The 13,597-nt window shown below is 59.0% G+C and carries 12 protein-coding genes; 3 read left to right on the forward strand and 9 right to left on the reverse strand.

Features of this window, described 5'->3' with window-relative positions; all coding sequences use genetic code 11:
* Positions 1-1,009 (reverse strand): dermonecrotic toxin domain-containing protein (locus tag GIW04_RS18980; RefSeq protein ID WP_329607625.1); only part of this gene is annotated, 1,009 nt, incomplete at its 3' end.
* Positions 1,010-1,079: 70 nt separating this feature from the next.
* The gene (locus GIW04_RS18985; protein ID WP_120248720.1) at positions 1,080-2,210 is read right to left on the reverse strand and encodes an OpgC family protein; all 1,131 of its coding nucleotides are present in this window, start codon (positions 2,208-2,210) and stop codon (positions 1,080-1,082) included.
* Positions 2,211-2,423: 213 nt separating this feature from the next.
* On the opposite strand from GIW04_RS18985, the gene GIW04_RS18990 reads away from it, so the two are divergent.
* The gene (locus GIW04_RS18990) at positions 2,424-2,798 is read left to right on the forward strand and encodes a GtrA family protein (protein ID WP_034134324.1); all 375 of its coding nucleotides are present in this window, start codon (positions 2,424-2,426) and stop codon (positions 2,796-2,798) included.
* A 129-nt stretch (positions 2,799-2,927) separates the two neighbouring features.
* Here GIW04_RS18990 and bglX read toward each other — a convergent pair whose 3' ends face one another.
* From bglX to GIW04_RS19005, 3 genes are all read right to left on the reverse strand, one after another.
* Positions 2,928-5,234: a beta-glucosidase BglX gene (gene bglX / locus GIW04_RS18995; protein ID WP_120248721.1), complete on the reverse strand. Its 2,307-nt coding sequence runs from the start codon at positions 5,232-5,234 to the stop codon at positions 2,928-2,930.
* A 111-nt stretch (positions 5,235-5,345) separates the two neighbouring features.
* Positions 5,346-5,630: a putative quinol monooxygenase gene (locus tag GIW04_RS19000; protein ID WP_034134322.1), complete on the reverse strand. Its 285-nt coding sequence runs from the start codon at positions 5,628-5,630 to the stop codon at positions 5,346-5,348.
* A gap of 12 nt (positions 5,631-5,642) precedes the next feature.
* The gene (locus GIW04_RS19005; protein ID WP_003188909.1) at positions 5,643-7,262 is read right to left on the reverse strand and encodes an FMN-binding glutamate synthase family protein; all 1,620 of its coding nucleotides are present in this window, start codon (positions 7,260-7,262) and stop codon (positions 5,643-5,645) included.
* 263 nt (positions 7,263-7,525) lie between these two features.
* On the opposite strand from GIW04_RS19005, the gene GIW04_RS19010 reads away from it, so the two are divergent.
* Entirely contained in the window at positions 7,526-8,404 is an 879-nt protein-coding gene (locus tag GIW04_RS19010) for a hypothetical protein (RefSeq protein WP_144020134.1), read from the forward strand.
* Positions 8,405-8,688: 284 nt separating this feature from the next.
* Positions 8,689-8,961 (forward strand): type B 50S ribosomal protein L31, encoded by a 273-nt coding sequence (locus tag GIW04_RS19015; protein WP_120248723.1) that lies wholly within the window; start codon positions 8,689-8,691, stop codon positions 8,959-8,961.
* Between the two features lie 21 nt (positions 8,962-8,982).
* Here the strand turns inward: GIW04_RS19015 and GIW04_RS19020 are convergent, their stop codons facing one another.
* The 4 genes from GIW04_RS19020 to GIW04_RS19035 all read right to left on the reverse strand — a co-directional run.
* A complete protein-coding gene (locus GIW04_RS19020) occupies positions 8,983-10,362 on the reverse strand; it encodes an ATP-binding protein (protein WP_120248724.1) in 1,380 nt (459 codons plus the stop codon).
* Positions 10,359-12,176 (reverse strand): DAHL domain-containing protein, encoded by a 1,818-nt coding sequence (locus tag GIW04_RS19025; RefSeq protein WP_120248725.1) that lies wholly within the window; start codon positions 12,174-12,176, stop codon positions 10,359-10,361. The genes GIW04_RS19020 and GIW04_RS19025 overlap by 4 nt, the downstream gene beginning before the upstream one ends.
* Positions 12,173-13,138 (reverse strand): cytochrome-c peroxidase, encoded by a 966-nt coding sequence (locus tag GIW04_RS19030; protein WP_236479123.1) that lies wholly within the window; start codon positions 13,136-13,138, stop codon positions 12,173-12,175. Before GIW04_RS19030 ends, GIW04_RS19025 begins: the two co-directional genes overlap by 4 nt.
* A gap of 34 nt (positions 13,139-13,172) precedes the next feature.
* On the reverse strand, positions 13,173-13,597 hold a 425-nt coding region (locus tag GIW04_RS19035), incomplete at its 5' end, for an EAL domain-containing protein (RefSeq protein WP_236479124.1).

Genomic DNA, 13,597 nt, shown 5'->3' on the forward strand with positions numbered 1-13,597 from the left:
ATCCCAGGTCGTGCTTGCGATGACTGTCTTTGAGTTGCGCCACAAACTGCGCATTGGCGCTGCTCGCATCGGGGTGATAACGCAGGGCTCCCTCGGGGCGGAAGGGGAAATAGGAAACCACCCCCAGGCTGCCCACGGGAATCAGCAACAGCGGCAGCGGCACAGCGGTGGCGGGTGGTGCAAGGGTCACCTCTGGAAATATGCCTGAGGGTTTGCTCATCGCCATTCGTTCGATTGAGGGATAGGGCTCGTCGCTGTCGATGGCCTGGGTCAGCGTCTGGTAAAGGGCCAGGGTCAGGCCGCTGCTGCTGCGGTTTCGATACGCCTCAAGAGCCTCGAAACGCAGGCAGGCGCGTGCGCTGGTGCGCAGCAAGGTGTACAGGCTGCCACCGCTGCCCAGTTGCGCGGTGAGCACGCCTTGCAGTTCGCCTCCCAGGTCCAGCTCGCGGGTGATCTGGACGAAGGTTTCGACAGTCAGGCTTGGGTCGTCATTGCCGGAAAGGTAGGTGGCATCGACGAAGGTATGCCCGGAGGTCTGAGGCGTCTGGGTGGCGTAGCCGAAGTTCAGGCAGGCGGCCTCCCACAGGGACATTGTCGATAGATGAGGACGGTATTTCCATTCGTCATAGGCGCGGCGAAAGCGCCCCTGGCGCTGATCGTTGACGTTACTGCTGCGTGGTTCCCACGGCAGGGGCGGGGTGACCGGCTCCAAGTAGCGAGTGTGCAGCAAGACCTTTTCCGGGTCCTGGCCGCCGAGCTTTTCGCGCAGGCGTGCCAGGCCCTGAGTCTTGAAGGTATTGATCAACGCGGTGTTTGCGTTGTCAACCGCCGTCAATGCGGCGTGCGCCTCGCGTTGCAGCCTTAGGTACGTTCGTTGTTGTTCCGGGGTGAGGCTGGCCAGGCTTTGAGTGACGGTCTGGCGGATCATCTCCAGGGCTTGTTGCCGGTTCCAGGACTCGCTGTCTTGCAGGTTGCCGGATAAGCCGTTGAGGCGTAACTGAGTGGGCATGGCGCCATTTCCTTTGACTGTAGGGTGCAAAGGCAAATGGAACCATCCCGGTGTCCGGCGGCGTCGCTAACTATGTAGTCGCGACGACGGCGCGGTTGGCGTAGCGTTGGTCCAGGCGCTTGTTCATGTCCAGCCAGGCGGCCAATACGCCCATCAACACAGCACCGGCCAAGGCGGTGGATAACTTGATCGCCACGCTGTCGCCCCCCATGGCATTGAGCATGTCGGCCAGTGGCGCCAGCACCACGCCCAGGCAAAACACTTCCAGGGAGTAACGCCCCATCCGCGCCAGTTGCAGGGCCAGCCACTGCTTTGTCCAGCCGACGTCGGGGAGCAATTTGGCGGTCACGTAGGCCAGGGCCAGGAAGTGCAGCAGGCGCACCGGCGACAGGTCGGTTTTACTGATGGGGTACAGCCATCCGCCAATGACGCGTGGCATCCAGGCGTCATGCACCTCGGGCCAGCGCCACGACAGGGTGATCACACAGGTCACCAACACGTAGAGCGCAGCGGCCACAAACAAGGGTTGGCGCAGCAACGGCCGCGCTTCGGCCGGGCTGGGTGAGCGCAACGCGGCTGCGCCGCCGAGGATGAACAAGCATTGCCAGGTGATGGGGTTGAAGTACCACACCCCGCCGTTGCTCGCGGGCAAATTCCAGCCCTGCCAGGGCGCCAGCAGGTACACCGCCACCGAGATCGCCACCATCACGTTGGGCACATACACCAGCAGCGGCAGGGTGAGCGGCAGGCTCAGAATCAGCACGATGTACAAGGGCAACGGGTCGGTGAGGTTGGGCTTGAAGCGCAGCAGCAGTTCATCCTGCAAGGCCTGCTGGGTATTGGTGAGGAAATATTCCAGGCCCATCTCCTGCACCAGGTCGCGGGTCTCGATATGGCTGTTGGCGAAAATCACGATGCCCATCAACAGCGCCAACAGGAAAATATGCGCCACGTAGAGCGTCCACACCCGACGCAGGATTTTCAGGCAGGCGAAGAGATAGCCATCGCGCTGCAGAATCTTGCCGTAAGCCAGCACGGCTGCGTAGCCGGCCAGAAACACGAAGATTTCTGCGGCGTCACTGAACCCGAAGTTCTGCACGGTGACATTGGCCAAGGGGTTGTGGGGCACGTGATCCCAGAAAATGAAGATCAACGCCAGGCCCCGAAAAAAATCGATGCGCGGGTCGCGTCCGTTCAGCATGGCAGCGGGCTCTTGAACAAGTAGTTGAATGACGATAGGTGCGCGCGGGCGTCGCCGCACGTCGGGCGGGCGCAGGTTGGCGGTATTTGTAAGCAATTGCAAAGGCTGGGTATTGCTGAATGTCTCAATTGGGCTTGGGGTACCTGTCAAGGTTGACAGTAGACGGCGTTTGGCAGCCGTGGCTTGCTTGGCGTAGCCGCACAGGACTGAAGCATGACTCGACTCTGGAAAGGATTCTCCAGCTACACGCTGATTGGTATCGCCAATACGGTGATCCATTGGCAGCTGTTTTTCATGTTCCGGACAGGGTTTGAGTTGAATCAGGCGCTGAGTAATTTGCTGGCGTTCTGTGTGGCAGCGTCGTTCTCGTTTTACATCAATGCCCTCTTTACGTTTGATAGCCCCGTTTCCTTGGGCCGCTACTTGCTGTTCATGACCTGCATGGGCGGCTTGAGCCTGGCTGTGGGATGGTTGGGCGACCATCTGCGTATGCCAGGGATTGTCACCGTGCTGGTGTTTTCGCTGGTCAGCCTGGTGTGCGGTTTTTTGCTGTCGCACTGTGTGGTGTTTCGCGAGCGTGGACAATGAAAATCTCGCTGGTGGTGCCACTGTTCAACGAGGAACAAACGGTGCGCGTTTTACTGCGCACGCAATGGGCCACGCCCGCATAAACTCGCCGCTGACTGGCCAGGCTCATATGTTTTGAGGCGGTAGTCTTCAAGTCGCTTCGCTATTTCTCGCCTGTAAACAAATAATCGACAACCGCTCGGCAGCCCAGTTGGGCAACGCCGGTGGGACAGACTGCCCCGCAATAGGCAACCGGCGCGTATCGCTCACCTCGAAATGCGCCTGGTTGGTAGTCGTCGAATCCGGCCCCACGAAGACGGTAAAACCGCCGGCCTCGACCTTCGGCGAGAAATGCTCGTCGAGTAAGGCAAAGTCCTGTTGGCCCAGGGAAAAGCTCACGCTGCGGCTTTCGCCCGGTGCTAAATGAATTCTGCGAAAACCCCGTAATCGGCGCACTGGTCGAGTGACGCTGGCAACATCATCGCGCAGGTACAACTGGACGATTTCATCACCGGCGCGTTTGCCCGTATTGGTGACGGTGACTTCAACCCCCAGCGTCTGGGTGGAGGTCAGTCGAGGGCTACTCAGGCGAGGAGAGGAGTAGACGAACGAGGTGTAGCTCAGGCCGAAGCCAAATGGATACAGGGGGGGCCAGGGCACATCAATGTAGGCGGATGCGTAACTGCCATCACCGCTGGGTGGGCGGCCGGTATTTTTATGCGCGTAGTAAATCGGTATCTGGCCCACATGACGTGGGAACGTCATTGGCAGCTTGCCGCTGGGGTTTACGTCACCAAAGAGCACATCGGCCACGGCATTCCCGGTCTCGCTGCCCAGGAACCAGGTTTCGAGTAAGGCGGGCGCTTGTTGGACTGACTCATCGAGCACCAGCGGGCGGCCGTTCATCAGGACGATGACCAGCGGCTTTCCTGTGTTCAGTAGTGTGCTTAGCAGCGCATTCTGCCCACCCGGCAGGCCAAGTTCGGCGCGACTATGGGCTTCGCCGCTCTGTTCTGCGGTTTCTCCGAGCACGGCGATGAGCAGGTCGCTTTCACGCGCAGTACGTTCGACCTGCTTGATATCTTGGATATGCGGGCTGCTGGGCGAGGCGCCGGGCAGGTAAACAATCTCGGTGCCAGGTGCGACTGCATTGCGCAGACCTTGCAGCACAGTGACGGACTCTTCGGCGCGTCCGGCCCCGGCCCATGGGCCGATCGTGGCGCTGGCGTCCGAGGCGAGGCTGCCGACAACCAAGACCTTGCCCGGCTGTTTGGAAAGCGGCAGCAATGTGCCGCTGTTTTTCAGTAAGACGATGGATTTCTGCGCCGCTTCTCGAGCCAGGGCGCGGTGTTGGGGCGTGAGCTGGCTGGCCCGCTCGCGGGCTTCGTCGCTGTACCGATAGGGGTCATCGAACAGCCCCAGGCGTTGCTTAGCCGTGAGTACGCGACGCACGGCGTCGTCCACACTTTTGCGCGACACCTGACCGTTGCGCACCAGCGTCGGCAGGTGTTGGCGATAGGATTGACTGGCCATCTCGATATCCACCCCGGCAGTGAACGCCAGCCGTGCGGTGTCGGCCGCCGTGGCGGCAATGCCTTGTGGGCCCAGTTCCCAGACAGCATTGAAATCACTGACCAGCAAGCCGGTAAACCCCCATTGTTTGCGCAACAGACCGGTCAGCAGAGCGGTATGGCGGTGCATGGGAATGCCGGCCACCTCGTTGAAGGACGGCATGATTGCATCGACGCCTGCCGCGACGGCGGCCTGGAAGGGAGGTAAGTACACTTCTCTCAAGGTACGTTCCGACAGGTCGGCAACGTTATAGTCTCGACCGCCTTCGGCAGCGCCGTAGGCCACGAAATGTTTTGCCGTCGCGAGCATCGACGAAACGTCAGGGGCACCTGCGCCCTGAAAGCCATGCACGAGGGCTGCAGCCAGTGCAGAACCCAGAAACGGATCTTCACCTGCGCCTTCCACCACGCGTCCCCAACGCGGGTCACGGGCAACGTCGACCATGGGCGCAAAGGTCCAATGCACGCCACTGGCGGTGGCTTCTACGGCTGCCGCGCGTGCGGTTCGTTGTGCCAGGTCCGGGTCCCACGCTGAGGCTTGCGCCAAGGGCACTGGAAACACCGTCCGAAAACCATGCAACACGTCATAGGCGAATAACAAGGGAATATGCAGGCGAGAGCCGTTGACTACCTGTTCTTGCAACTGGCGGGTCTGTTGCGCGGTACTCGCCCCCAGTACCGACCCCACCAGGGTGACGGGCATCTGTGTTTGCGTGCCTTGATCAATGACGGGGCCGGTGGGCGTAGTCTGGATGCCAAGTTGGCTGAGCTGACCAATTTTTTCTTCAAGGGTCATTTGCGCCAGCAAGCGTTCAACCGGATCGTCCTGGGCTAGCGCCAGTAGCGGGAGGCAGGCGAGCAGCAATGAAGCAAAATGTAGAGGCATGGTTCACCCGTCCATGGGTAGGGTTGATGCCTTCAAGTGTTTTGCATCAGAGCAAAATCATCTACTGTCAGAATTGACAGTGCGCGCCCGTTTCAGACAGGCGGGGTATTCTCAGAAAGCCTCCATCAGCAAGACCCTGCACGGTTTGGCCTGATACGCATTGATCTGCGGTACCAAACGGGTGAAGTGCTCGGTCTGGCAATGCGCATCCAGCGCTGCCTGATCGGGCCAGTGTTCGATAAAGACGAAGTGCCCAGGGTCTTTTTGATCGACAAACAAATCGTAGGCGATGCACAGCGGTTCCTGGCGGGTTTTTTCCACCAGTTCGGCGTACCACGGGCGCACGGTTTCCAGATGTTCGGGCTTGATAAAATCTTCAGCGATGACTTTCAACATGCTAGGTGTCCTTCAGGCCGCTGCGATTTCATGGGGCTCAAAACTATCCGCCCGCGCCATCTGCCACATCCGCGAATAAAACTCGCCGTTCACTTCCCCAGTGAGCAACTCGCCGGGCTTCAAGAACACATGCAGCTGTGAAAACAACTTGATCTCAGTCGCCGACATGCGCCGTACCAAGTGCTTGGCCGACAATTGCGATGGATGCTCCAGCCCTGCGGCGGCGAGCATTTCTGCCAGGGCGTGCAGGGTGTTGCGGTGGAAGTTGAATACGCGCTGGGCCTTGTCCGGCACCACTAGGGCGCGTTGACGCAGCGGGTCTTGAGTCGCCACGCCGGTCGGGCATTTGTTGGTGTGGCATGACTGAGACTGAATGCAGCCGATGGCGAACATGAAACCACGTGCCGAGTTGGCCCAGTCGGCGCCGATGGCCAGGACGCTGGCGATGTCGAAGGCGCTGACGATCTTGCCGCTGGCGCCGAGCTTGATCTTGTCGCGCAGGTTCAGGCCCACCAGGGTGTTGTGCACGAACAGCAGGCCCTCGCGCAGCGGTACGCCGATGTGGTCGGTGAATTCCACCGGCGCGGCACCGGTGCCGCCTTCCTTGCCGTCCACCACGATAAAGTCCGGGAGGATGCCGGTTTCGAGCATGGCCTTGGCAATGCCCATGAATTCCCACGGATGGCCCAGGCAGAACTTGAAGCCCACGGGTTTGCCGCCGGACAGTTCGCGCAACTGAGCGATGAACTGCATCAGCTCGATCGGCGTGGAAAACGCGCTGTGACGCGACGGCGAGATGCAGTCTTCACCCATCATGATGCCGCGAGTTTCGGCGATTTCCTGGGTGACCTTGTGCTTGGGCAGAATTCCGCCATGGCCGGGCTTGGCGCCTTGGCTCATCTTGATTTCGATCATGCGCACTTGCGGGTTCTGGGCCTGCACGGCGAAGCGTTCGGGGTCGAAACGGCCGTCGCTGGTGCGGCAGCCAAAGTAGCCGCTGCCCAGTTCCCAGGTGAGGTCGCCGCCGTTTTCGCGATGGTAGGGGCTGATGCTGCCTTCGCCGGTGTCGTGGGCAAAGTTGCCGAGCTTGGCGCCGTGGTTGAGGGCGCGGATTGCGTTGGCGCTCAACGAGCCGAAGCTCATCGCTGAGATATTGAACACCGACGCCGAATAGGGCTGCGTGCATTGTGGGCCGCCGACCATCACGCGAAAGCTACCGGGGTCGCTCAGTGGCGCAGGGCGCATGGAGTGGCCGATAAATTCGAAGCCTGACTGGTAAACGTCAATCAGGGTGCCGAAGGGTTTGTCTGCTGTTTCGTTTTTAGCCCGCGAATACACCAGCGAGCGCTGGGCGCGGGAGAAGGGCAGGGCGTCGCTGTCGGACTCCAGCAGGTACTGGCGGATTTCCGGGCGGATGGTTTCCACCAGGTAGCGGATATTGCCCAGGATCGGGTAGTTGCGGCGCACCGCGTGGGGAGTTTGCAGCAGGTCGACAATGCCGATCAGGCTGAGTACACCGGTGACTAGCGTGATAGGCCACAGCCATTCGTGTTCGATAAAGGGGAGGCTGGCGAGGGTGAAAATGACACACACAGCGAAGAAGGCGTAGCGGCTTAACAAGGACAGGCTCATACGGTTTCCTTGGGTTCGGACTCTTCAGGTCGATTAACCATTCTGCACCTGTCGACAAAGCACGGACAAGGATTGATCGTCCAGTCAGGTATTTTGGCCTCTGCGTATTTGTATAGACAAAAATATCTATCAGCTTGATAGAGGAACGTATTGCTGCGTCGTCACCATTCATCAGGTATCCGGTTATTTGCCGGATAACTGTGAAGGTAAGGACACTTTTTAACGACATGGAGTTTATAACGACAAGAGTGAGAAACTTCCATATGACTATAACCAAATCGGCGTCGAGTAACGGTTACAATGCTTCGATTACTATGCCTTCTACCGTCCACTGGAATAAAAGCCAGTTAACGGGCTCGCAACGGGAGCAAATCGCCCAAGAACATAAACGCATGGAAGGCATCGAAAAGCCTGAGCAGGATGTGAGCCGAAAGCCGGAGTTTGCCACGGGCCGTCCACCGGGTGATAACCGCACCGCAGAACAAATCATCAACGATAATCCGATCCTCAAAAACCTCGGCCATCAGAAAGATATCAATCGTTCATTGGCTTACAAACTTCTGGGGGATTGGACGAGCAACAACAAAGACCCGGAGGCACGGGCTGATGCAGCCTTCAACGCTGCGCGGGTACTTAACTATATCGATACGTCCTTATCGGCTGACGGCGAACATCGAGGCAAGGCCCATGGCAATGGCGACCTTGAAGGCATTACCCGTAGCGGCGATGCCCGGCACGGTACGCCGGCAGGCATGTGGAAAGATTTTACGGAGCAGGGTTATTCCGCCTTGCGCGAACATCACCGCCTGGATAGTACCAGCGATACCCATGTGAAGGCCGACGGCACCAACAAAGACAACCTGCAGTGGGCTGCCGGCGAGGCTGGAAAGAGAACCTGGTTTATTCCTGGGCTCAGCAATATTCTTCTGGGCATCGGCGATGCAGACCAGGGGTTGGTCGGGGCCCTCAAGGGGGCCAAGGATGGTTTTGACAAAACCCGGGCCGATGGTTTTGATCAGGCGCTCGACAGTGCTGCGAAGGGGAATATCTGGGGCGTCTTAAAAGGGTATGCCAGTGCTGTGAGCAAAAATGAGGCTACGCCTGAGCTGGTCAAGTCAGTGTTGAATAAGGCGGCCAGATAAGATCGGAGGGGAGACAGGTTTGGTTCTTGGAAAGGGATTTCCAGCAAGCCCCATAAGGCCATAAATATCTATAGATGATCGCGGCCCGTCAGGTAGGCATGGGTAGGCTGTCCGGCCGCTTTCGCGAGCAAGTCCGCTCCCACAGTTTGATCGCGGAGCGTGACGCAATACCTAGGGGCATAGATCGGCGCAATCTATTCTTATTGCAATAGGTTCTCGTTTGGTTGTTTGATTTTGTGTTACTGTATAACAAATCAACTGCGCCCAAACGCCCCGGAGGCCTCATGAAAGCTGGTATCCACCCCGACTACCGCACCGTGCTGTTCCACGACACTGCCGCCGACGTGTTCTTCCTCATCGGTTCCACCGCCGACAGTGATCGCACCCATAAACACAGCGACGGCAACACCTATCCCTACATCCCGCTGGACGTCTCCAGCGCCTCGCACCCGGTGTACACCGGCCAGCAGCGCAAGACCCAGGCCGAAGGCCGGATTGCCGGGTTCAACAAGCGCTTTGCCTCGTTTGGGTCGAACCCGAAAAAAGCGGATGAATGAGCATGATTCGGCGGCGTACCCCTACGCCGCCGTCTGCCGAATCGGCAGTACCACCCGAAACTTCGTACCCTTGCCCAGCTCACTGCTGACGCTGATATCGCCACGGTGTTTCTTGACGATCCCGTAGGACAACGACAAGCCCAACCCCGTACCTTCGCCCACCGGCTTGGTGGTGAAGAACGGGTCGAAAATCTTCTGCACGGTGTCGGGGGCAATCCCACAGCCGTTGTCTGCGACCTCCAGCCACACGTGTTCGCCTTCCACCCCATTGCTGATGGTAATGGTGCCGCGCTCAGGGCCCATGGCTTGTGCGGCGTTGATCACCAAGTTCATCACCACCTGATTGAGTTGCGAGGCCAGGCATTCGATTTCCGGCAGCGGCGCGTAGTGCTTAATCACATCGGCCTTGTACTTGAGTTCGCTGGCGACAATGTTCAGTGTCGAGTCGATGCCTTGCTGCAGGTTGGCAAATTGCCAGGTCTGGTCGTTATCCACCCGTGAGAAGTTCTTCAGGTCTTTGACGATCTGCACCACACGGCCGATGCCATCCTTGGACTCGCGGATCAGGATCGGAATGTCCTCCTTGAGAAAATCCAGGTCCAGCTCGTTGCGCAATGCCGTGAGTGGGTCGCGATGTTCTGGCTCAGCAATATGCGCTTCGCTGCGCTGGTAAGCATCGAGCATCTGTTGCAGCTGTTTGAAGTAGCCGTCGAGGGTGCTGAGGTTGGAGGAAATAAAGCCCACGGGGTTGTTGATCTCATGGGCGACACCGGCCGCGAGTTGCCCCAGTGAGGCGAGTTTTTCCGACTGCACCAGTTGGCTTTCCAGGTGCTTGCGCTCTTCAATTTCCAGTTGCAGCGCTTGGGTGCGTTCTTCCACCAACCGCTCCAGCTGCGAGGTTTGCAGGGAAGCGCGGCGGGCCATGTCCCATTTGTTGGCCAGGGTGTTGGCCATTTGCTGGACTTCGATGTTGTCGAAGGGTTTTTTCAGGATCAGCAGGCGGTCGTGGGCGTGCAGGCGAAACAACAGGTCATCCCAGGAATAGTCCGAGTAGGCGGTACACACCACCACTTGCAGGTCGGGGGCGACTTTCCACAGTTCTTCGATGGTCTTGGCGCCGTCCCAACCCTGGGGCATACGCATGTCAACGAAGGCCAAGGCGTAGGGGCGCTGTTGCGCCATGGCGCTGGTCAGCAAGCCCAGGCCTTCCTCGCCGCCATACGCGCAGTGCAGCTCGAATGCCTGGGCTTGAGGTTTGGCGGCGTCGCCAAACAGTGCCGACTCCATCTCATCCAGCGCTTCGGTTGAGGCTTCGTCGGGCATCAGGATCTTGCGAAAATCCTCATGAATGGACGGTGTGTCATCGATCAGCAGGATGCGCCGGTTGGGAGGTTGGTTCATGAGCTGCTTCCGGCAAGTGTCAGGGGGATGGTCAAGGTGAACACCGCGCCGAGGCCCGGCCCGTCGCTATGGGCGCTGAGTTGGCCGTTCATTTCCACGGCGGCCAGCGCGCAGCTGTGCAGGCCGAAGCCGTGGCCTTCCTTGCGGGTGGTAAAACCGTGGGTGAAGATGCGTGCCATGTTCTCAGGCGGTATGCCTTCGCCATCGTCCTTCACACTGATCTTCAGGGTCTCGTCGCCGACCGATTCCACCGCCAGGGTGATTTGCCGTGGCCGTTCAGACAGTTTGTCCATGGCGTATTTGGCGTTGCTGATCAGGTTGACCATGATCAGCAGCAACCGGTGCTTGTCTCCGAGTATTTCTGGCACCGGGGCGTACGCCTTGACCACCGTGACATGGTGACGACTCAGCGCGCCGGCATTCATGCGCAGGGCGTCGTCCATCAAGGCGCTGATATTGACCGGCTCCAGCAACGTAGATGCACCCGCATAGGATTGCTGGGTGGAGACGATGTCCTTGATGTGGTCCACGCTTTTGCTCAACTGCGCCAGCTCATCGCTCATGCCTTGCTGTTCGACGGCAATCGCTTCGACCAACTGGTTGAGATAGCCCGGCAGCAATTTGCCCTTTTCATCCTCGGTGAGGAAGGTGCCCAGGTCGCCCGGGTGGGCGTTGATCAACTGCATGGCCTTGCCGAGGCCGAGCGCCTTGCTGGCGCGCAACTTGCGGCTGACCAGGTCGGCGGAGATGTTCACGCTGTTGAGCACGTTACCGACGTTGTGCAACACGTTGGTGGCGATCTCTGCCATGCCGGCCTGGCGGGCGCTGTCCATCAGCTCGCTCTGGGCATCCTTGAGCTGTTGCGTGCGCCGCTCCACCCGTTGCTCCAGGGTTTCGTTGGCGGCCTGCAACGCGCGGTTGACGCGGTTGATCTCGGCAAAACTGCGCAACAGGCGCACCGCCAGGTAAAGCAGTAACACCACCAGCAAGGTCGAGAAGATCAGCAGGTAGCGATGGTATTGGTGGTCGATGAGGTCAGCGGTTTGCTGGTCCTGATTGAGGTGGGTGGTCAGGTCATCAAGGTGTTCGGCCACCGGCACGGCGGCAATTCGCTCAAGCAGGCTGTTGACCAGTGGCTGTTCACGCAGGATCAGCGAAATATGATTGCTGAGAATCTCTACCGGTGCCTGGAACTCACTGGGCAGGCTCTGTTGGTTGATGGCCAGTTTGCCCAGGCCCACCAGGATATCGGCGGCACGTTCGTCGCTGGTGACCTGGGCGAACTCCAGGCTGCTGAGCAGCAGGTCGTAAGTGTCGGTGGCCACGCTTTGCAGTTGCAGCCGGCTTTCATCGGTCATGCTGTTGAATTGGGCCTGGATGTCGTCTTCGGCCGTCGGCAAAAAAGCCAATGAGTTACGCAGTACTGCGTTGTGGGATTTGAACTGGTCGACCAGCCGGGCTTTTTCCTCGATGGCCTTTAGATACGCCGCATGGCTGGCTTGCCAACCGGGCAGGTCGGCAGCGCTGTGGTAGGTGTTGCGGCTCTGCAGTTCAGCCCCGATGCGGGTCATTTCGGTCAGCGGTGTGACCAGTGGGTCGTAATTGTGGGTAATCGCGATGCGGGCCTTGAGCACTTCGCTGTCCCACTGGGCATTGAGCTGCTGGAGTTGGCGGATCAAGTCGCGCGACTGGGTATAAGTAGCCGTCTGGTCGCGCGAGGACTTGAGGTACAAAAACACCAGGGTGGAGGCCAGAAACAGGGTGATAAGGCCTAGCAGGATTTGGCTGGTGTGTCGGCGTGAAAAGGGTCTCATAGTGGCTTGCCCGCCCATTCGCCAGTCAGGGTCTTGAGAAACTGGATAATCAGGTCCTTGTCTTCCTGAGACGGGTTGCGCCCCAACTGGTACTTGAACATCACGTCAACCGCCTCTTCAAGTGTCTTGGCCGAGGCGTCGTGAAAGTACGGCGCAGTGACGGCCACATTGCGCAGGCTGGGCACCTTGAACACATGGCGGTCCTCTTCATCCTGGGTCTGCAGGTAGCGCCCCCGGTCCGATTCCAGCGGGTTGCCGCGGGCCTTGAAGTAGTCGCCCATCACGCCGAACTTCTGGAACATATTGCCGCCAATGTTCACCCCCTGGTGGCAGGCGATGCAGCCGTAGTCCTTGAAACGTTGATAACCGTACTTTTCCTGGGTGGTCAGGATATCGGTGTCGCCCAGCAAGTATTGGTCAAACCGCGAGTTGGGTGTCAGCAGCGTGCGCTCGTAGGTGGCCAGGGCGTTTTGCACATTGGAGGCGGTGACGCCATCGGGGTAGGCCTGTTTGAACGCGTTCTGGTAAGCGGGCAGGGCGGACAGGTTGTGCACCACGGTATTCCAGTCGCTGCCCATTTCCACCGGGCTGATCACCACCTGTTCGACCTGGGCCTCCAGCGTGTCCACCCGACCGTTCCAGAACTGTTTGAAGTTCAGGCTGGCGTTGAACACGGAAGGGGTATTGATCTGCACCGGCTTGCCGTCAAAGCCAATGGAGAACGGCTTGTTGTCGGCGCCGCCGCTGGTCAGTGGGTGACAGCTGGCGCAGGACAAGGTGTTGTTGACCGACAAGCGCGGCTCATTGAACAGCTGGCGACCCAGCTCAACCTTGGCCGGGTCCAGTACGGGAACCGCCGGCAAGGGCTTGAGCGCTTCGTTCAGTGGCGCGGCTGCGAGCGATGTAGTGCCCAGGCATAACGCGAACATCAGGCCAGAACGGTGGTTTACGACGTTGCTCAAGCGAGCACTCCTTGCAGGCCTAGGGCTATTTATTTTATTGATCGGGCATCAGTGTCGCGCTATTCGTTTGCAGCAACTGCACAAAATCTTTCGAAGGCAGCGCCTTGCTGAATAGAAAGCCCTGGCCCTCTTCACACTGCTGGGCTTTGAGGAAATTCAGTTGGTCGATGGTTTCCACGCCTTCGGCAATGATGTTCAGCTCCAGGCTCTTGCCCATGCCGATGATAGCGCTGATCAGCTGTTCGTCCTGGCTATTGATGCGCAGGCCGCGCACAAAGGATTGGTCGATCTTCAGCACATCGATGGGAAAGCGCCGCAGGTAGCTGAGGCTGGAGTAGCCGGTGCCGAAATCGTCCAGGGCCAGGCGGATGCCCATGGCCTTGATCTTTTGCAGGGTCTCCACGGTTTCATCGACGTTCTGCATCAGCACGCTTTCGGTGATTTCCAGTTCCAGTTGGG

The organism is Pseudomonas sp. PA-4-8C, from assembly GCF_021606625.1.
Taxonomy (GTDB): Bacteria; Pseudomonadota; Gammaproteobacteria; order Pseudomonadales; family Pseudomonadaceae; genus Aquipseudomonas; species Aquipseudomonas lactis.

Excerpts from the sequence above, each read along its gene's own strand:
- GIW04_RS18985 (WP_120248720.1), bottom strand. The coding sequence starts at position 2,210 with ATGCTGAACGGACGCGACCCGCGCATCGATTTTTTTCGGGGCCTGGCG.
- GIW04_RS18990 (WP_034134324.1), top strand. The coding sequence starts at position 2,424 with ATGACTCGACTCTGGAAAGGATTCTCCAGCTACACGCTGATTGGTATC.
- bglX (WP_120248721.1), bottom strand. The coding sequence starts at position 5,234 with ATGCCTCTACATTTTGCTTCATTGCTGCTCGCCTGCCTCCCGCTACTG.
- GIW04_RS19000 (WP_034134322.1), bottom strand. The coding sequence starts at position 5,630 with ATGTTGAAAGTCATCGCTGAAGATTTTATCAAGCCCGAACATCTGGAA.
- GIW04_RS19005 (WP_003188909.1), bottom strand. The coding sequence starts at position 7,262 with ATGAGCCTGTCCTTGTTAAGCCGCTACGCCTTCTTCGCTGTGTGTGTC.
- GIW04_RS19010 (WP_144020134.1), top strand. The coding sequence starts at position 7,526 with ATGACTATAACCAAATCGGCGTCGAGTAACGGTTACAATGCTTCGATT.
- GIW04_RS19015 (WP_120248723.1), top strand. The coding sequence starts at position 8,689 with ATGAAAGCTGGTATCCACCCCGACTACCGCACCGTGCTGTTCCACGAC.
- GIW04_RS19020 (WP_120248724.1), bottom strand. The coding sequence starts at position 10,362 with ATGAACCAACCTCCCAACCGGCGCATCCTGCTGATCGATGACACACCG.
- GIW04_RS19025 (WP_120248725.1), bottom strand. The coding sequence starts at position 12,176 with ATGAGACCCTTTTCACGCCGACACACCAGCCAAATCCTGCTAGGCCTT.